Raw genomic sequence first — 18116 nt, 5'->3', positions numbered from 1 at the left:
GATGAAATACCGCCATCTTCTGTTCTCGAACCTGTGGCGCAAGAAGATCCGGACCACGCTGACCGTCGGTTCGTTCGCGGTGGCTTTGTTTCTGTTCGGGCTGCTGGCGATCGTCCGCAGTGCATTCAACCAGGGCCTGGATGTTGCGGGCACCGACCGCCTGGTGGTGGTGAATAAGGTTTCCATCATCCAGCCGCTTCCGAGTTCCTACAAGGAACGGCTGATGCAGGTTGCCGGCGTGAAAGCGGTGACCCACGCCAACTGGTTCGGGGGCGTGTACCAGGACGAGCGCAACTTCTTCCCGCAGTTCGCCATTGACACGGAAACCTACCGCGAGATCTTTCCCGAGTTTGTGGTTCCGGAGGAGCAGTGGAAGGCGTTTGTCGCCGACCGCGAAGGCGCCATTGTCGGAGAGGACCTGGTAAAGCGCTTTCACTGGAAGATCGGGGACCGTGTTCCCATCAAGGGCACCATCTTTCCGGGCACGTGGCAGTTCAATGTGCGAGGCATCTATCACGGCAGCCGGCAGGGGGACGATCCCACGCAGTTCTGGTTTCATTACAAGCTGCTGGAGGAGCGGCAGAACCAGTACTGGCACGGGCTGGTGGGCTGGTACACGGTGAAGATCGATAGTCCCGATCGCGCGCTTCCGGCCGCCAAGACGATTGACGAGGTTTTCAGCAACTCGCCCTGGGAAACCAAGACCGAAACCGAAAAGGCGTTTGCCACAGGTTTCGCCAAGCAAGCCGGCAATATCGAGTTCCTGATGTTAAGCATCGGCGGCGTGGTCTTCTTCACGCTCCTGCTGGTGACTGGCAACACCATGGCGATCGCCGTGCGCGACCGCATCCGCGAACTGGCGGTGCTGAAAGCAGTCGGCTACTCCGATGGCTTCGTGCTGGCGCTCGTGCTGGCCGAAGCCTTGCTGCTGGCGCTGGTGGGCGGAAGCTTGGGCATCGGACTGGCGAAGCTGCTCACCCTGGGCGGAGATCCGACGCGCGGACTGCTTCCATTTTTCTATCTGAAGACGGGCGCGGCGGCGCTCGGCATCGTTCTGGCGCTGGCGATCGGGATCCTGGGTGGAATTATTCCCGCGTTGACAGCCATGCGCCTGCGCGTGGTAGACGCGTTGAGGAGGGTGTGAGCTTGGCCATCCCACTCACCTACAACCTGCGCAGCTTGCGTGTGCGCTGGAGTTCGACGGTTGTGGCCGTGCTGGGGATCGCCGGCACAGTCGGCGTATTCGTAGCCATGCTGGCTCTGGCCAAGGGATTCAAGGCAACGCTGGTTTCCTCCGGTTCGCCGCGGAACGCCATCGTCAGCCGCGCCGGATCGACTTCGGAGTTGATGAGCGCGGTCTCGGTGGACCACCTCAACATCATCCAGGACGCGCCCGGGGTGGAGCGCGGCGCGTCAGGGCCGCTGGTCAGCCCGGAAACCGTCGTCATCGCGGCCTTTCCGCTGCGCGCGACCGGCACCGACGCCAACGTCCAGGTGCGCGGGGTCTCTCCCACCGCCCTGCAGGTTCGCGATAACGTGAAGATCGTTTCCGGGCGCATGTTCCAGCCGGGACTTAACGAATTGGTGATAGGCCGCTACGTAGCCGGCACTTATACCGGCTTGGATCTGGGTAACACGGTTAAGTTCGGTGGCGGCACGTGGAGGGTCGTCGGCGTCTTCGACGCCGGCGGCAGCGCCTTCGACTCCGAAATCTGGGCTGATGCCAAGGTGGTGCGCGACGTCTACAAACGTCCGCCGGGCAATTCATCCTCGGTCACCGTGCGGCTGACGTCGCCGCAAGCGCTCGGGCAATTCAAGGATGCGCTGACCTCCGACCCGCGGCTGACGGTGCAAGTGGACCGCGAGATTGAATACTACGACAAGCAATCGCGCACGCTCACGCGCCTGATCCTGGTGCTCGGAACCATGGTGGGGGTGGTAATGGGCGTAGGCGCGGTGTTTGGCGCGCTCAATACCATGTACTCGGCAGTGGCGGAGCGGTCCCGCGAAATTGCCACCATGCGCGCCCTGGGATTTGGGGCGGGCAGCGTGGTGTCGTCCTTCGTTTTTGAAGCGCTGTGTATCGCGCTCGTCGGCGGCGTGCTGGGCTGCCTTGCCGTCCTGCCGCTTAACGGGCTGACTACCGGGACAATGAACTGGCAAACGTTTTCGCACATGGCGTTCGCGTTTCGGGTCACCCCCGCACTGCTGGCGGGCGGAGTAATTTTTGCGCTGCTGATGGGCATCGTCGGCGGAGTTCCCCCCGCATTCCGCGCCGCCCGCGCCCGGGTGGCGGTTGCATTGCGCGAGTTGTAGTAGGAGGGGCGAAGTTATCTCATAAATGGATTTGGGTAGTGCCGCCCAAAGCCGCCGGTTCCAAAGTACGCGGCGAGTGTTAATCTACCTTTCGTGTCCAAACGCACCTTTAGTCTCGACGAAGCGCACGCGCTGCTGCCGGTGCTCCAATCCCTCCTCCGCCGCGGCATGGAAGCCAAGCAGCGGGTGGAGGAGATCGAGGCGGAGTTCCAGAAGCTGAACCACCGCATTTTTCTCAGCGGAGGATTGGAAGTCGATGTCGTCGCGCTGGCCCGCCGCCGCGCCGAAAGCGACAAGTCGTTGCAGCAGATCAAGGACTCGCTCGCCGAAATCGAGTCCACCGGCGTACAGGTGAAGGACATGGACAGCGGCCTGCTGGATTTTCCCTGTGTGGTTGAGGGTGAGACCATCCTGTTGTGCTGGAAGCTGGGCGAAGAGCGCATCACGCACTGGCACGGGGTCGAGGAAGGTTTCGCCGGCCGCAAGCCCATCGACCAACGCATCGCCCGGGCTAAGGGCAAATCCAACTAAACACAAAATAGACTGTTCTTGCGTAGCGGCTGATTTCAATCCGCCGATATTCTGCCGCTACACTCAGCGGAAGCCGCTTAACGCGCGAATCATTGCGTCAGCGGGGCTTCGCAGCAACGTGTCCGAGGCGGAAGCCGATGCCGGCCGAAACCGAGTCGGTCGCGAAATGCAGGCTGTGGTTATACGCCAAGTCAAAATTCAGGCGCGCGGTCGGATTCCAAGACAGGTCGGCAGTGAGGCCGTTGTCGTTGACCAGGCTGGCCGTGCCAGTCGTCAGATAGGCAGTGTCGAAGGCGCGGTTGTGCTTGGGAACCCCTGCAACTCCGAGGGCGCCTTTGCGAACGGTTCGGCTGAAGATCTTCTGGTTGCCGTAGCCGACGTCGGCAAAGGCGGATGTCTCCAAACCCAGGTTCTTGAGCAAGTCGATACCAACTCCGCCGCGAAATTCGGATACAGCACCCAAGGTGGTGTAGTCGCGGCGATAGCGGCGAGTGCTCGTCAAGCTGTTGCCCAGGCTAGCTTCGCCGAAAGGCGTGAGGTGATCGAAGCCGTGCTCCAGGCGGTTATTCCAAGTCGCGGTAGCGCGCCCGGTGCTGACGCCCGTGCTGGTGTCGCCGGTAGGCGCCGTGAAGGTGAGGCCGGTGGCATAGTTAATCGCGCTGGAATCTTTGTGGGCGTTGAGATTGAGGAAGACATCGCCCAGTGAACCAGCATGCGTAGTGCTGGTGGCGCCGGTGGTGGATAGCGCCTGCGTGGTCGTCACCAGGTAAAAGGGGATGCCCGCCTCGATGGAGACAGCCGGAGTAAAGCTATAGCCGACGGCCGAACTCATTACGCTGGACCATCCGGCGGAGGAATCGTGCCCCGCGCCCAGGGTGGTGTACTCGTAAAGTCCCGATTGGTTCAGGGCTGGACTGGGGCTGCGCTGCGCGATGGCGGCTGTGGTCACGAATAGAACGGCACACACAAGAAGATTCTTTTTGGATATCGACATTTCACCCTCGTCAAAGCTACAGCTTATCGACTTTGCGGGGGGCATGAAATTCGCGAAGGTGTAACGCTGTGCGGCTCGAAGCCATTGGCCGAAAGTAACCTGCGAGCGTAGGATTCGTGACGCGGGCCGGAATTGTGCGAAACCAATGAAACACAGATTGACACTTCTTGCTCTCATCCTGCTGACGCTGGCGGTTCCCGGGTACTCGCAGCGCCCGAGCAAGGGGACGACGCTGAAAAGAGTCGCCGTCATCGATCTTCCGGGTCCGGTCGGAAAACGCTTTGACTACATGACGATCGACTTTGACGACAACTACCTTCTGGCGTCCCACCTCGGGGCCGGACTGCTGTACGTGATCGACCTCAAGACCAATCGCGTGGTGCAATCGATTCCCGATCTACCCGGAAGCGAGGGAGTTGAATATGTCCCGGAACTGAAGAAGGCGTACACCTCCGACTGGTATGAGAACAAGGTGGGCGTCGTTGACCTCAAGCAGATGAAAGTGACGGCGAAGATTGCGGTGGACGACAAGCCCGACGGAAGCACCTACGCTGCCCCGTTCCACAAGCTTTATGTGTCGAACGAGCGCGGGAAAACAGAATCGGTGATCGACGTCACCACCGACAAAGTCGTCAAGACAATGCGCTTCGAGAGCGAAATGGGCACGCCGGTGTACGACCCGATATCAAGGAAGGTGCTGGTCAATCTGCAGGACCAGGACACGATCGCGGAGATTGACCCGGCAAGCGACACCGTTACAGCGCGCTATCCGGTCCCGGACTGCAAGGATAATCACGGGATTACGCTCGACCAGGAGCGCCGGCGCGCATTCCTGGTGTGCGAGGGCAACGACCGCGTGGCAGTCTTCGACCTGGAAAAGCACAAGGCAATCGCGACCCTCGCGATTCCGGCCGGGGGCGATGTCGTGAAGTTCGACCCGGGGCTGCGCCGCATTTATGTCGCGTGTTATAGCGGAGCGATTGCCGTGATCCAACAGGACGACGCCGACCACTACCGGAAGTTGGAAGACTTCCCGGTGGAACGCAAGGTGCACAGCATTGCCGTCGATCCACGAACGCACCGCGTTTATGCACCGGAAGAACAGGAGAAGGGAAGACCAGTGGCGAGAATGGTCGTGTACGACGCCGAACAGTGAAGCGAGCGCCGACCGCGCGGCTAATCAGGGCTTGGCGAAGGGTGTGACGTATTGGCGCGGGTTGCGCTCGATGCCGGTCAAGGGCTCAACTTCCAGGTGGAGGTCAGAGACGGCGCGGATGCGGACCTCAGCGCCGGCTTCAACCGGAGCAGACGAGATAGCGTTCCACAATTCCCCGTGCACGAACACCTTGCCCTGCGGCGCCAGCACGGTGCGCGCGATGGCGATCTCGCCGATCAGGCCTTGCACGCCGGTGGCGATCTTGTTGTGGCGGGCCTTGAGCGCAATACCCATCAGGAATGTCGTGATGAGGCCGAGCGGAACGGCGACGGCGAGGGCGGTCCAGAGGCGGACGCGCATCTGCGGGATCGGCGCATCCACCAGCAGCAGAGCGCCCAACACCATAGAGACGATGCCGGCGATGGTGAGGATGCCGTGCGAGGCGAACTTCGCCTCCAGAGCGAAGAAGACGAACGCGACCAGGATGAGAGCAAGCGCGGCGTAACGCACCGGCAGGATATTCAGGGCAAAAACAGCCAACACAACGAAGAAGAAGCCGACCACGCCGGGTACGACCGCGCCCGGGTGGTTGAATTCGACGTAGAGCGCCAGCAGCCCGATGGCGAGCAGCACGAAGGCGATGTTGGGATCCATGAGGTAAGCGAGGATGCGCTGCTTGAGCGTCATGTCGAATTGGCGCACTGGCTTGTTGGCAAGATGAAGAGTGAGCTTGTCGCCATTGAAGCGGGTGATGGTGCGGCCATCGAGCTGAGTGAGGAGATCGCGCTCGTTGGGGGTGACCAGGTCGATGAGCTTGTCCTGGAGCGCTTCCTGATCGGTGAAGGACTTGGATTGGCGCACCGCGCTCTCGGCGATCTCAACATTGCGTCCGCGCTTGGCGACCACGGAACGCATGAGGGCGGCGGAATCGTTCTCGATTTTTTCCGACATGATCTTGTCGGGCTGTCCGCCACCGATCGTCACCGGATGGGCAGCGCCGGTATTGGTGCCGGGGGCCATGGAAGCGACATCGGCGGATTCCAGGATGAAGAAGCCGGCCGAGGCGGCGCGCGCGCCGCTGGGGCCGACGTAAATGATGACAGGCACGGGCGAGGCGACGATTTGCTGGATGATCTCGCGCGTCGATTCAGCCAGGCCGCCGGGCGTAGAAAGGCGGATGAGGATGGCGTCAGCGTGCTCGGTCTTGGCGGTTTCAATGGCGCGGGTGATGTATTCCAGCGTGATGGGGTGAATGGTGTCGTTGATGTCGAGTCGGAGGACGTCGGCGCGGGCCGTGACGGCGGCGGACAGGAGCAGCAGCACAGTCAAGAAGAATGACGATTGACGTATAACCGCTCCGTTAGGACCGAGGTGAGAGCGAGAAGTGAGTTCGCCATTCATTCTGACTTCCGCAGTCTTCATTTCAATTCCTTTTCTGCAATGGTGCGCTTGAGGGCGAGCGCGGCGGAGTTGTTCGGTTCGAGCACGAGCACGCGATCCACGGTCTCTTCGGCGGCCTGGCGCTGGTTGGATTTCAGGTCGAGACGGGCGAGGACCAGCAGTGCGTCGGTGGAAATAGGCTGCAGACGGAGGGCGGTCTCCGCCTCGGCACGCGCCGAGGCATCGCTGATGTCCTCCAGGCAATAGGCGAGTCCGAGATGCGCCTCGACGCTGGTGGGGTCGAGTTGAACCGCCTCGCGGAAATCCCGTTCGGCTTCCGCCTTGAAGCCCTGCGCCAGGTACTCGCGGCCCCGGGTGACGTGAAACGCGGCATGAGTGCGCGGGTCAGCCCGGGAGAGGCGCTGCTCGGTGGCGTTTTGAATCTCGAGCGCCAGTTGCTGGAACGATGTCTCGTCGTAATTGCGCTTGATGCGCTGGAGTGGAACCTTGGCGCGACCCGCATCGGAGACTCGCGCGACTCCGCTGGGATCGGAACCGCGGGTGACGCCGGCGAGAGCGATGCTATCGAGAAGCGCTTTGGCCTCCGAATCCGCCGGATGCAGGCCCAGCGTATCCCTTAACTGGCGCGTGGCGCCGGCGATGTCCCCAGCCTTGTAGAGCGCGATGCCGAGGTTGAAGTGGTAGTCGGGATCGTTGGGATCTGTCTTGACCGCTTTCTGCAAATATTCGATCTCGGCGCGCTTGCCGCGGCGTCCGGCAACGATGCCGAGATTGTTGAAAACCTCGGTGAGCGGCAGACGGGACGCTACGAAAGAGAACGCCTCTTCGGACCTGGCGAAATCGCCAAGGTAGTAAGTGGCCAGGCCGAGATAGAAGCCGGCTTCGCGGGCGCCGGGATCGTTGTGGGGAACGCGGCCAAACCAAGTGGCGGCCTGCTCGTAGTCTCGTCCGTCGAAATAGGTGCGGCCGAGCTGAAGCATGGCGAGGGTGTAATCGGGACTAAGGCGGATGGCTTCGTGAAGGCGCCGGATCTTGTCAGGACGCGAGGTGGCAACCACGCCGCGAACGTAGTTTTCCAACGCATCGAGACGGATGGAAGGCGCGGAGGCCAAAAAGCGGTCGCGGGAAGGCAGCAGTTCAGGATGGATAAGGCGCAGCAGGTCCCAGGCGAGGGCGCTCTGGACGTCGATGAGCTTGACGAGGGCGCCGGATTCGCTTTGTTCCGCAGAGAGGCGGAGCGCTTTCATGTCCAGCAATCGTGCGCGAGCGGTGAAGGTCTGGCCGTCGAAGCTGTAGGAGCCGAGCACGACGAAATCGGCGTCCATCTGCTCGGCGATGCGATAAAGCGTGGCGTGCGAAAGATGGACGTTGGCGGGAATGCCGGCGCGGTCGAAGGCAATGTTGCGGTCCTCGCGCGACAAGATATACAGCTGCGGGGAGGCAAGCCGTCGCCCGAGGAGCTCAGGAAACGATTCGCTGATCCATTCCAGACCAGGCGCCTTGGATTCGTTTTCAAAGGGAAGAACGAGCAGGGTCTGGGCTGAAAGATTGGCCGGACGCGTCTGGGCGCCGGCGCCGAGCGGGGGAAGCAGCACCAAAATCAGGGCGAAAATACGCGAGAAGCAGGTCAAGTCACCTCGATTATAGCCGCTGCACAGAAGGAAAAAAGCGCCGCAACCAAGCGGAAGCAACCACGGCCGGCAGCTCTCGAATTCAGGCCGGCGGTAGCAAACCCCGCCCTGACGTGGGAGGTCTAAAGACGGTATCGGAAAATCCCACAAACCTGAGGAGAAAAAATGAGGAAGATTCTGCTTCTCTTAGTCGTAGTAATTTTCGCGGTGGGCATGGCAGTGGCGCAGACCAGCAGCTCGAGCACCTCGAGCCCGAACCAGAACGCGGCCAGCTCTTCGCAGAACCCTTCGTCCAGCCAGAATAACCAGACGACGACAACGACAACCACCACGGACCAGAACGCCGGCAACGCGGCCACCAGTTCCAGCGATCAGAACGCGAATGCGAGCGACACGACCGCGACCAAGAGCAAGAAGAGCCGCGGCGGCCTGCCGCAAACCGCTTCGCCCCTGCCGCTGATCGGCTTGCTGGGCCTGGGTTCGATCGGACTCGGCGTCGCGTCGCGCAAACGTAAGTAAGGGCTATCGGCTCCGCAGGCAACTGTTCGAGTCGGCAACTACTCTGAATAGCTGGATGCGGGCTGTTTCGCAAAAATAGGGATGGGGCCTGCGGGCAACCATCCCTTTTTTATCTGCTGCATACAGTGGACAATAGAAGCACCCTGCCACTTAGGTAACCGCACCATGACTCCGCCGTCACTGTCGTGCTCCACGTTTCCGCCTTACACTGAAATGACATTGAACCGCACCTGGGTATGGACGGAGACGGTCGTCGCCTATGGCCTGTTGGAGGCATCGTTGTGGACCACCGGGCACACGCAGCGGATGTTCGCGCTCGGGACGGCGGTGTGGATCGTGGCCGCGACCCTGGTAAACCGGCGTACAGCTCGCGACCTGGGGCTGGCCAGGAAGGGATTCACCAAGTCGCTGATTGCGATTCCGTTGGCTATGGCGGCGGCTGCAGTGATTGTGCTTCTGGGGTGGGAAGCAGGCACGCTGCGCGGCCTGTTCGGTGCGCGCCCGCCGCTCTGGCATTCCAGCGGATACGCCATCTGGGCGCTGATGCAGCAGTTCATCCTGAACTCTTTTTTCTACCTCAACTTTGAAGAATTGCTGGGCGACAGCGAGCGAGCACTGTGGGCGGCGGCCGCGCTGTTCTGCTTCGCGCATCTCCCTAATCCGGTGCTGATGGCGGGAACGCTGGTGGCGTCGATATTTTTCGTGACCGTGTTCCGGCGTTACCGGAATATTTACCCGCTGGGAATCGCCCACGCGATGCTGGGTCTATCGCTGGCGATTACGGTGCCCGATGTTTGGATACGGCACATGCGGGTTGGGATTTCGTACCTGAATTTCGTCGTGCGCTAGCCGGAAAACGACCGGCGCGAGGCTTACAAAGCGCAACGCACGGCGAACCGCTTGATGCTACGGCGGCCCAGCGCCAATCCCGAGCAGTATCTGAGGAGGAAGGAAGTCGCGGTTTCGCCGCAGCCTGTCCCCGCCGAACCGGTTTCCAATTGACATGGCGACGTACGTCGGTTAAAAGGTAAGCGGGTACTTACAATGTCGACCTCCCAGGTGAGAATTCCAGCGGAGGAGCGACGTCAGCAGATCTTGGAACTGGCCACCGAGTTATTCGCCCGGCAGGGATACCAAGGAACGACGACGCGCCAGATCGCCCAGCAAGTTCGCGTCAACGAAGCGATCATATTTCGTCACTTTGCGACGAAGGAAGAGCTGTACTGGGCGGTCATCGAGAACCAGATCCAGGTTCGCGGCGGGCGTGCACGCCTGGAAGCGAAGCTGGCGGCCGGAGGCAGCGATCGGGAACTGCTGACCGCCATCGCCGAGGAACTGCTCAGCCGCGATGTCACGCTCAGCCGGTTGTTGCTCTACACTGCGCTGGAGAACCACGAACTGACGCATCGTTTTTTCCGCACCCACGTAACGCAATATCTGGAAGTGCTGGCGGATTACATCCGCCACGGTGTTGCCGAAGGCCGGTTTCGCGATGTGGATCCGGCGCTGGCAGCGCGCGGATTCCTGGGCATGCTGGTGTATCACTTTCAAATTCAGGAGCTGTTCGGGGGGAAGCGGGTGCAGGCATTCGATCCACATCGTGTGGCGGAGGCGATGGTGGACCTGTGGTTGACCGGGATAGAGCGGGGAAAGACTAAGCAGTAGCGGGTGACCAGTACCAGGTAACGATTATCGAGAGCCGGGAAAACTGTCAATCATCATGAATGAACTCATTCGAGGCGGAAGGAACGCGGGGAAGGGCACACGACAACCCTGGGCACTCGCGGTGGTGTTGGCGTTCATCGCAGCAATGACTGCGTGCGGTAAGAGTAAAGCTGGACCGCCGGCGGAAATGGCGGCACCGGTGGTAGTGGCGGCGGCGGTGCAGCGCGACGTCCCGGTAGAGGTCAAGGCGGTGGGCACGGTCGAGGCGTACTCCAACGTGCAGGTGAAGTCGATGATCGCGGGCGAGATCACCAAGGTTGGATTCACCGAAGGAAAAGACGTAAAGAAGGGCGATCTGCTGTTCGTGATCGATCCACGGCCCTACCAGGCGGCGCTGGCGCAGGCGCAGGGAAACTTGGCGCGCGACCTGGCGCAGGAAGCCAACGCCCGGGCGCAGGCGACCCGTTATGCGGCTCTCTTCAAGGAAGGCGTGGTTTCGCGCGAGCAGTACGACCAGGTAACGACGGCGGCCGACGCGCTGAAACAGGCGGTGGAGGCGGACCGGGCCGCGGTAGAAACGGCGAAAGTCAACCTGACGTATACCACGATTTATTCGCCGATTGACGGGCGGACGGGAAACCTGATGGTGCACCGCGGAAACGTGGTGAAGGCGAATGACATTAACATTTTGACCATTAATCAAATCCAGCCGATCTACGCGACCTTCGCCGTGCCGGAGATGTACCTGCCGGAGATCAAGCGGGACGAAGGCAACCGCAAGCTGTCGGTGGAGGTGCGGGTGCCGAACGAGCCTAAGCCGGCAGAAGGCGTGCTGACCTTCATTGACAACACGGTGGACGCGGCGACCGGCACCATCAAGTTGAAAGCCACATTCAGCAATCTCGACCGGCGCTTGTGGCCGGGCCAGTTTGCCGACGTCAGCATGACGTTGAGCACGCAAAAGAACGCAGTCGTAGTGCCGAGCGCGGCGGTACAGACAGGACAAAATGGCCAGTATGTATTCGTGGTCAAGCCGGACAACACGGCGGAACTGCGGAACGTGACGGTCTCGCGAGTGATTGGAAGCGATTCGGTGATTACGTCCGGGGTGCAGGCGGGCGACCAGGTGGTGATCGACGGGCAGGTGCGTCTGACGCCGGGCAAGAAAGTGGCGCTGTCGAAACCGGCCAATGCCGCCAGCAACGCGGAAGTTGAGGTGCTTAGCGGGCGTGAGCCCGCCGTGGCGGATGGAAGCCCGCTGCCGAAATCCCGAGCGAAGCGAGGGACCGCATCGCGCGCCGGGCAGCGGCCTGCGCGGCAGGGTAGCGGACTGTGACCATCGCGGAACTATGTATCCGGCGCCCGGTGATGACCACGCTGGTCATGCTGGCTATCCTCCTGTTTGGAGTGATGGGGTATCGCTCGCTGCCGGTGAGCGACCTGCCGAACGTAGACTTTCCGACCATCCAGGTGCAAGTCGGACTGCCGGGAGCGAGTCCGGACACGATGGCGTCCGCGGTGGCGATGCCGCTGGAGAAACAGTTCTCCACCATTGCCGGGCTGGACCAGATGACGTCGACCAACATGCTGGGCTCGACGTCGATCACACTGCAGTTCAACCTCAGCCGCAACATCGACGCCGCGGCGCAGGACGTGCAGGCGATGATCGGGAAGGCGGCCAAAGACCTGCCGCAGGACCTGCCTTCTCCTCCTACTTATCAGAAGGTCAATCCGGCGGACCAGCCGGTGCTGTATCTGTCGGTGAGCTCTCCTACGCTGCGGCTGTCCGAGGTTGACGAATATGCGGAGACGATGCTGGCGCAACGCATCTCCATGGTCAGCGGCGTGGCGCAGGTGTTCGTCTACGGCGCGCAGAAGTACGCAGTGCGGGCACAACTGGATCCCAAGAAGCTGGCAGCGCACCAGATCGGCATCGATGAAGTCAACCAGGCGGTGCAGAACGGCAACGTCAATTTGCCGACCGGCACTTTGTGGGGCAGCCGGCAGGCGTTCACGGTGCAGGCCAACGGGCAGCTTACGAATGCAGACCAGTACCGTCCGCTGATCGTCGCCTACCGCAATGGAAATCCGGTGCGCCTGGGCGAACTGGGCGATGTCTTCGACAGCGTGGAGAACGACAAGACCGCGAGTTGGTACGCCGGGCCGCAGCACAAGCTGAACCGGGCCATTGTGCTGGCCATCCAGAAGCAGCCGGGCACGAACACGGTGGAGGTGGTCAACAGCATCAACGCGCTGATGCCGTCCTTCCGGGCGCAAATACCGGCCTCGGTTTCATTGGACACTCTCTACGACCGGTCGAAGACGATCCGGGCTTCGGTCGATGACGTGAAGTTCACGCTGTTCCTGGCGCTCATCCTGGTGATCCTGGTGATCTTCCTGTTCTTGCGCAACCTGTCGGCGACCTTTATTCCCAGCCTCGCGCTTCCGTTCTCGCTGGTGGGAACGTTCGCGGTGATGTATGCGCTGGACTACTCGCTCGACAATTTGTCGCTGATGGCCTTGACCCTCTCGGTGGGTTTCGTGGTGGACGATGCCATCGTGATGTTGGAAAACATCGTGCGCCACCTGGAACAGGGCGAGAAGCCGATGCAGGCGGCATTCCGCGGATCGCGCGAGATTGGGTTCACCATCGTTTCCATGACGCTCTCGCTGGCGGCGGTCTTCATCCCGGTGCTGTTCATGGGCGGGATCGTGGGGCGGTTGCTGCACGAGTTCGCGGTCACGATCGGGGCGGCAATCCTGGTGTCGGGCGTGGTGTCGCTGAGCCTGACGCCGATGCTGTGCAGCCGCATTCTTCGCCCTTACGCCGAGGTCAAGCACGGCAAGCTGTACATGATGTCGGAGAGGGTTTTCGACGGCATGCTGCGCGTCTATGACAAGTCGTTGCAGGCGGTGCTGCGGCACAAGCTCACGGTCATGGGGGTTTCAGCCCTGGTGCTGGTCGCCACCGGCTACCTGTTCGTCACCATTCCCAAGGGATTTCTGTCCAGCGAAGACCAGGGACAGATCTACGTTTTCACCGAGGCGGCGCAGGGCATTTCCTTTGAGGACATGAAGACGCACGAGGTGGCGGTAGCGCGTGCACTGCTGGACTCACCCGACGGCAAGTACATCAACACCATGTTCTCGGCGGTGCCGCGGGGCGCGCAAAACCAGGGATTTCTGGTGGCGCGTTTCGTCCCGCTGGGCCAGCGCCCGGGCGTGGACGAAATCATGCAGCGCTGGCGGCCGATGCTGGCAAAGGTTCCTGGCATCCAGAGCTTCCTGCAGAACCCGCCGCTGATTCGCATCGGCGGGCAGCTCACCAAGAGCCAGTATGCGTACACACTGCAGAGCCCGGACACCAAGGACCTGTACGAGGCGGCGCCCAAGCTGGAAGCTGAGCTGCGCAAGAGTCCCGTGCTGCAGGACGTGACCAGCGACCTGCTGATCAAGAATCCGCAGGTGAATATCGAGATCAACCGCGACAAGGCGGCGAAGCTGGGAGTGACGGCGACGCAGGTGGAAGACGCGCTGTATACGGCCTACAGTTCGCGGCAAATCTCCACCATCTACGCCCCCAACAACGCCTACCGGGTGGTGATGGAGCTGCAGCCGAAGTACCAGATGGACCCGTCAGCGCTGTCGTTGCTGTACATCCGCAATAAGGACGGGCAACTGGTGCCGCTGTACACGGTGGCCAACATCACGCGTAACCTGGGCCCGATGGCGATCAATCACCTGGGACAGTTGCCGGCGGTCACGGTTTCCTTTGATACCAAGCCGGGCGTGGCGCTGGGCGACGCGGTCACCGAGATCAACCGGATTTCGCGCCGCGTGCTGCCGGAGAGCGTGACCACCAGCTTCCAGGGCGCGGCGCAGGCCTTTGAGTCATCGTTCAAAGGCATGGGTATCCTGCTCATGATGGCCATCCTAGTGATCTACATCGTGCTCGGAATTTTGTACGAGAGCTTCATTCACCCGATCACGATTTTGTCCGGGCTGCCCGCCGCCGGCGTGGGCGCGCTGCTCACGCTGAAGTTGTTTCACCTGGACCTGAATTTGTACGGGTTTGTGGGAATCATCATGCTGGTAGGCATCGTGAAGAAGAATGCCATCATGATGATCGACTTCGCGCTGGATGCGCAGCGCAATGCCGGCAAAACAGCAGCCGACGCCATCTACTACGGGTGCCTGGTGCGGTTCCGGCCGATCATGATGACGACGATGGCGGCGCTGATGGGCACCCTGCCCATCGCCATGGGCTTCGGGGCAGGAGCGGAATCAAGGCGTCCACTGGGACTGGCGGTGGTGGGAGGGCTGGTGTTCTCGCAGATGCTGACGCTGTACATCACTCCGGTCTTCTACATCTATCTCGACCGGGTGCAGCAATGGTCGCGGAAGCGGTTCAAAAAGCGGGAAGCGGAAAGCGTAGAAGAAGCGGCGCGAGAGGCAGTGAGCGCCGATTAAGTCACTCGTGCCGGCGTTCTGCACCCTGCCTAAAGAATAGTGCACATCAGGAAATTGTAAAATCGTTGGCTCAATGCTCCGCGGGCGTCGCAAGCTCGTATAATTTCCCGCGCGCACAGTTCGTCCCTCCGATATTTAAAACCTTAGCCGCTTAGCGGAAGATGGGAAAAAATTTTCGAAGGAGGAACCATGGCAGAAACAGTGCAACCGATTCCCGAGGGATTTCACACCGTCACGCCGCACCTTGTAATTCGCGGGGCAGCCGAAGCGATTGAGTTCTACAAGAAGGCCCTGGGCGCGCAGGAACTGGCGCGCATGGCGAGTCCCGATGGCAAGATCGGACACGCGGAACTGAAGATCGGCGATTCGATCATCTTCCTGGCCGACGAGTTCCCGGGCGCTCCGGGCTGCCCGAAATCTCCCCAGACTGTGGGGGCGTGTACCTCCACCCTGAACCTTTATGTGCCCGACGTGGATGCATCGTTCAAGAAAGCGATTGCAGCAGGCGCGAAGGAAACCATGCCGGTTGCCGACATGTTCTGGGGCGATCGCTATGGCTCATTCACGGATCCTTTTGGACACACCTGGGGGGTCGCGACGCGCAAGGAGATCCTGACCAAGCAGGAAGTCGAGCAGCGCTCCAAGGCGTTCTGGGAAAGCATGAGGACGCAGAAGAAATCGGCGTAGCCGATGATTGGCGCGCAGCGCTCTGACTACAAGACAAGCAAGGCGACTAAGAGTCGCTTTGCTTGTTTGCGTTCATTGACTCCGGAATTGGGTGATTGCAGAACTGCGGGATTGCGGAACTTAGAGACAGAAGCAGCAACACGCTGGTCCGGACGCCTGGAAAACCGGTGCGGGCGGAAGCCCGAAATGCAACTAGCTTTCTAATTCGGGATGAACCGGCTGCAAAACCGAAGTAATGGCTGAATTGGGGCGGCGGCGGGAGTATGCTTTAGGTGAGCCGGGTACCTGTCCTGCGAGGGGATAGAGCCCATGCGCACCATCTTCCAGCGCGATTGTCTCGGTTGCGCGATTCTTAATAATCCCTGTGTGTTCTGCGGGCCGCTGTTGCGGGTCCCGGTCCGGCTTTCCGCCTGCGCAGGTGAAATCGATGAAGAGGAGGCCAATCCCATGGGCCAGCAGCGCCAAAAAGTGCTCATCGTGGACAACGACGAATCGGTACTCATCGCTTTGCAACAGGTCATGGAGGAAGAAGGATACGAAACCACGACGTCCTGGAATTTGACGGACGCCCTGAAGTTGATGGAGGAAACACGTTTTGATGTGCTGCTGGTGGGAGATCATCCGCCGGACTTGAACTGCGAGCGCGTCCTCAAGCTGCTGCGCGAAGGGCAGTCGTGGACGCCATGTGTAGTAATGCATACGGTGCCGCGACATCCGTTTGCAGTGGAGTATCTGGAACAATTAGGGGCGCACGGTGTCGCCTGCAAATGGAATTACGGCGAAGTTCTGGAAGAAGTACGCAAGTGCGTTGCGGATTACCACGTGGCGGCGTGAAAGTGGTAGTCGTTATCAGTTAACGATTTTTCGGTTGAAGTCTCGGTTTTCAGTTTTTGGCCGAACAGAAAAGGCACGGAGGGGATCCGTGCCTTTTCTTTTTTCCAAAACCGAAAACCGATAACGGTAATTAGTTCGAAGGTGCGTTGGCGCGCGCGCTATTTCGATCGGCGATCGTCCGGCGCGCATTGTCAGCGAGTTCCTTGGCCTTGGGCAGCAGTTCCAGCCCTTTCTGCACCAGGGGATCGGCTTCGGCGCGAACCTTCAGCCCTTCGATCTGGCCAAACTCGTCGATGAACATTTCGCTCTTGATGCTGGCGCGGAGCCAATCGCTGACCGGCGCCATATCCGCTTCCGACCACGGAATCTTCTGGTCAGTGAGGAAGTTGCGAAAGTCCATCATGGCCTGGTCATCCACCTCGTAATTCTTCGGGATATGCCGGTTGATGAGGTAGTGCTTGGCGAAATTGAAGAATGCGTAGTGCTGGAGCAGCGTGTCCTGGAAATGGGTGGTCTTGATGGCCGGGACTTTCACGTCGGGGGTAATGCCGCCGCCGCCGTAGACGGGACGACCGCCGTCGGTCATCTTGACCTCGCGGCCGCCGTTGTTGGGATCAGAGGGTTCGCGGTTGTAGTAGTAGTCATAGAGCGAGACGCTGCTGTAGTCGCGCTGGATGAGGCGTCCGCTCGGGGTGTAATACTTGGCGGTAGTGAGAGCGAGGCCGGTGTTCTCCGAGAGCGGATAAACCGTTTGCACCAGACCTTTGCCGAACGTGTTCTCACCGATGACCAGGCCGCGGTCGTGGTCCTGGATGGCGCCGGCTACGATTTCCGCGGCCGAAGCGGTGCCCTTGTTGACCAGCACGACGATGGGGTAATTACGGCCGCCGTTGCCATGGCTGGCGCGATAGATCTTTTCCGGCGATGAGCGGCCATGGTGCGAAACGATGACGGCGCCCTTTGGCAGGAACTTGTCGGCCACGCCGACGCCTTCGCTGAGCAGACCGCCGGGGTTCTGACGGAGGTCGAGAACCAGGCCCTTGAGATCGCCGAACTGCGCCAGGGCATCACTCACTTCTTTTTCGGTGGTCTCCTGGAAGCCGGTGACATGGAGATATCCGACGCCCGGACGGATGAGGAAATGGAGATCCACGCTGTAGCGGGGAATCTCGTCGCGGGTGACGGTGAATTCCATGGGCTTGGGAGCGCCTTCACGCAGGATGGTGATGCGCACCTGGGTGCCCTTCGGTCCCTTCAGCATGTCGGCGACTTCGCTGGTGCTGAGATTGTCGGTGGGCTTGCCGTCGACGGCAGCGATCACGTCACCGGGATGGATGCCGACCTTGTACGCGGGAGTGCCCACGAAGGGCATAAGCACGATAACCTTGTTGTTGCGCGGGCCAACCGACATGCCGACGCCGTAATACTTGCCGCGCTGCTCTTCCCGGAGCAAGGAGTAAGACTTGGGATCGAAGAAGTTGGAGTGAGGATCGAGCACGCGCAGCATACCGGGAATGGCGCCATTGAAGATGGCTTTATCGGCATTGACCGGCTCGGCATAGTTCTGCTCGACGACGTCATAAACCTGGGAAAAGGCGCGCAGGCTGTCGCGGACGTCGGAATCGGAGGCCGGCTGGGAACTGGCAGCGCGCTGACCGAACAGGGCGCCCATGAAACCACAAGTCAGAATGACCAGAACGACCAGCAGAATGGAGCGGCGAGCACCACGGAGCATAGAAATCCTGTACGGTGCGGCTGAATAACGAAGTTGTCCTCACCGTGAGCTGCTGAAAGTATAACATGGGTTTTTTGAGGGATTTGCCGCCCTTGGTCCCTGTGTAATCACGAAAGTACCACGCTCTGCGTAGCGATTGTCCCCGGGGGTACCCGCCGCGCTCGAGGGCGAGCGCGC

The 18116-nt window shown here is 60.8% G+C and carries 15 protein-coding genes; 11 read left to right on the top strand and 4 right to left on the bottom strand.

Going from position 1 to position 18116, the window contains the following annotated elements:
* Position 1 precedes the first annotated feature (1 nt).
* The 3 genes from VFI82_10525 to VFI82_10515 all read left to right on the top strand — a co-directional run bounded on the left by VFI82_10525 (position 2) and on the right by VFI82_10515 (position 2847).
* A complete protein-coding gene (locus VFI82_10525) occupies positions 2-1144 on the top strand; it encodes an FtsX-like permease family protein (GenBank protein HET7185111.1) in 1143 nt (380 codons plus the stop codon).
* The gene (locus VFI82_10520) at positions 1141-2316 is read left to right on the top strand and encodes an ABC transporter permease (protein ID HET7185110.1); all 1176 of its coding nucleotides are present in this window, start codon (positions 1141-1143) and stop codon (positions 2314-2316) included. The genes VFI82_10525 and VFI82_10520 overlap by 4 nt, the downstream gene beginning before the upstream one ends.
* Before the next feature lie 93 nt (positions 2317-2409).
* The gene (locus VFI82_10515; GenBank protein ID HET7185109.1) at positions 2410-2847 is read left to right on the top strand and encodes a DUF2203 domain-containing protein; all 438 of its coding nucleotides are present in this window, start codon (positions 2410-2412) and stop codon (positions 2845-2847) included.
* 97 nt (positions 2848-2944) lie between these two features.
* On the opposite strand, the gene VFI82_10510 is transcribed toward VFI82_10515, so the two are convergent.
* Positions 2945-3841 carry a hypothetical protein gene (locus tag VFI82_10510; protein HET7185108.1) on the bottom strand — a complete coding sequence of 299 codons (897 nt, stop codon included), beginning with the start codon at positions 3839-3841 and terminating at the stop codon, positions 2945-2947.
* A 145-nt stretch (positions 3842-3986) separates the two neighbouring features.
* Between VFI82_10510 and VFI82_10505 the strand changes: the two genes are divergently transcribed.
* Positions 3987-4997, top strand: coding sequence for a YncE family protein (locus VFI82_10505; protein HET7185107.1), 1011 nt, complete (start codon positions 3987-3989; stop codon positions 4995-4997).
* Positions 4998-5021: 24 nt separating this feature from the next.
* Here the strand turns inward: VFI82_10505 and VFI82_10500 are convergent, their stop codons facing one another.
* Both VFI82_10500 and VFI82_10495 read right to left on the bottom strand, forming a co-directional pair.
* Positions 5022-6419 carry a nodulation protein NfeD gene (locus VFI82_10500; GenBank protein HET7185106.1) on the bottom strand — a complete coding sequence of 466 codons (1398 nt, stop codon included), beginning with the start codon at positions 6417-6419 and terminating at the stop codon, positions 5022-5024.
* Positions 6416-8029 carry a tetratricopeptide repeat protein gene (locus VFI82_10495; GenBank protein ID HET7185105.1) on the bottom strand — a complete coding sequence of 538 codons (1614 nt, stop codon included), beginning with the start codon at positions 8027-8029 and terminating at the stop codon, positions 6416-6418. Before VFI82_10495 ends, VFI82_10500 begins: the two co-directional genes overlap by 4 nt.
* A gap of 165 nt (positions 8030-8194) precedes the next feature.
* On the opposite strand from VFI82_10495, the gene VFI82_10490 reads away from it, so the two are divergent.
* From VFI82_10490 to VFI82_10460, 7 genes are all read left to right on the top strand, one after another.
* Entirely contained in the window at positions 8195-8548 is a 354-nt protein-coding gene (locus VFI82_10490) for a hypothetical protein (protein ID HET7185104.1), read from the top strand.
* Between the two features lie 219 nt (positions 8549-8767).
* On the top strand, positions 8768-9397 hold the full coding sequence (locus tag VFI82_10485) for a CPBP family glutamic-type intramembrane protease (protein ID HET7185103.1): 630 nt from the start codon (positions 8768-8770) through the stop codon (positions 9395-9397).
* Positions 9398-9592: 195 nt separating this feature from the next.
* Positions 9593-10213 (top strand): TetR/AcrR family transcriptional regulator, encoded by a 621-nt coding sequence (locus VFI82_10480; GenBank protein HET7185102.1) that lies wholly within the window; start codon positions 9593-9595, stop codon positions 10211-10213.
* A 55-nt stretch (positions 10214-10268) separates the two neighbouring features.
* Positions 10269-11549 (top strand): efflux RND transporter periplasmic adaptor subunit, encoded by a 1281-nt coding sequence (locus VFI82_10475; GenBank protein HET7185101.1) that lies wholly within the window; start codon positions 10269-10271, stop codon positions 11547-11549.
* Positions 11546-14683 (top strand): efflux RND transporter permease subunit, encoded by a 3138-nt coding sequence (locus VFI82_10470; protein ID HET7185100.1) that lies wholly within the window; start codon positions 11546-11548, stop codon positions 14681-14683. Before VFI82_10475 ends, VFI82_10470 begins: the two co-directional genes overlap by 4 nt.
* 189 nt (positions 14684-14872) lie before the next feature.
* Positions 14873-15370 carry a VOC family protein gene (locus tag VFI82_10465; GenBank protein HET7185099.1) on the top strand — a complete coding sequence of 166 codons (498 nt, stop codon included), beginning with the start codon at positions 14873-14875 and terminating at the stop codon, positions 15368-15370.
* A gap of 309 nt (positions 15371-15679) precedes the next feature.
* Positions 15680-16204 (top strand): response regulator, encoded by a 525-nt coding sequence (locus VFI82_10460; GenBank protein ID HET7185098.1) that lies wholly within the window; start codon positions 15680-15682, stop codon positions 16202-16204.
* Between the two features lie 130 nt (positions 16205-16334).
* Here the strand turns inward: VFI82_10460 and VFI82_10455 are convergent, their stop codons facing one another.
* On the bottom strand, positions 16335-17939 hold the full coding sequence (locus VFI82_10455) for a S41 family peptidase (GenBank protein HET7185097.1): 1605 nt from the start codon (positions 17937-17939) through the stop codon (positions 16335-16337).
* Between the last annotated feature and the right edge of the window lie 177 nt (positions 17940-18116).

It is taken from the genome of Terriglobales bacterium (genome assembly GCA_035691485.1).
Taxonomy (GTDB): domain Bacteria; phylum Acidobacteriota; class Terriglobia; order Terriglobales; family Acidobacteriaceae; genus JAIQGF01.
This window is presented reverse-complemented; position numbering and strand designations above follow the sequence as displayed.

Excerpts from the sequence above, each read along its gene's own strand:
- VFI82_10525 (HET7185111.1), top strand. The coding sequence starts at position 2 with ATGAAATACCGCCATCTTCTGTTCTCGAACCTGTGGCGCAAGAAGATC.
- VFI82_10510 (HET7185108.1), bottom strand. The coding sequence starts at position 3,841 with ATGTCGATATCCAAAAAGAATCTTCTTGTGTGTGCCGTTCTATTCGTG.
- VFI82_10505 (HET7185107.1), top strand. The coding sequence starts at position 3,987 with ATGAAACACAGATTGACACTTCTTGCTCTCATCCTGCTGACGCTGGCG.
- VFI82_10500 (HET7185106.1), bottom strand. The coding sequence starts at position 6,419 with ATGAAGACTGCGGAAGTCAGAATGAATGGCGAACTCACTTCTCGCTCT.
- VFI82_10490 (HET7185104.1), top strand. The coding sequence starts at position 8,195 with ATGAGGAAGATTCTGCTTCTCTTAGTCGTAGTAATTTTCGCGGTGGGC.
- VFI82_10480 (HET7185102.1), top strand. The coding sequence starts at position 9,593 with ATGTCGACCTCCCAGGTGAGAATTCCAGCGGAGGAGCGACGTCAGCAG.
- VFI82_10475 (HET7185101.1), top strand. The coding sequence starts at position 10,269 with ATGAATGAACTCATTCGAGGCGGAAGGAACGCGGGGAAGGGCACACGA.
- VFI82_10465 (HET7185099.1), top strand. The coding sequence starts at position 14,873 with ATGGCAGAAACAGTGCAACCGATTCCCGAGGGATTTCACACCGTCACG.
- VFI82_10460 (HET7185098.1), top strand. The coding sequence starts at position 15,680 with ATGCGCACCATCTTCCAGCGCGATTGTCTCGGTTGCGCGATTCTTAAT.
- VFI82_10455 (HET7185097.1), bottom strand. The coding sequence starts at position 17,939 with ATGCTCCGTGGTGCTCGCCGCTCCATTCTGCTGGTCGTTCTGGTCATT.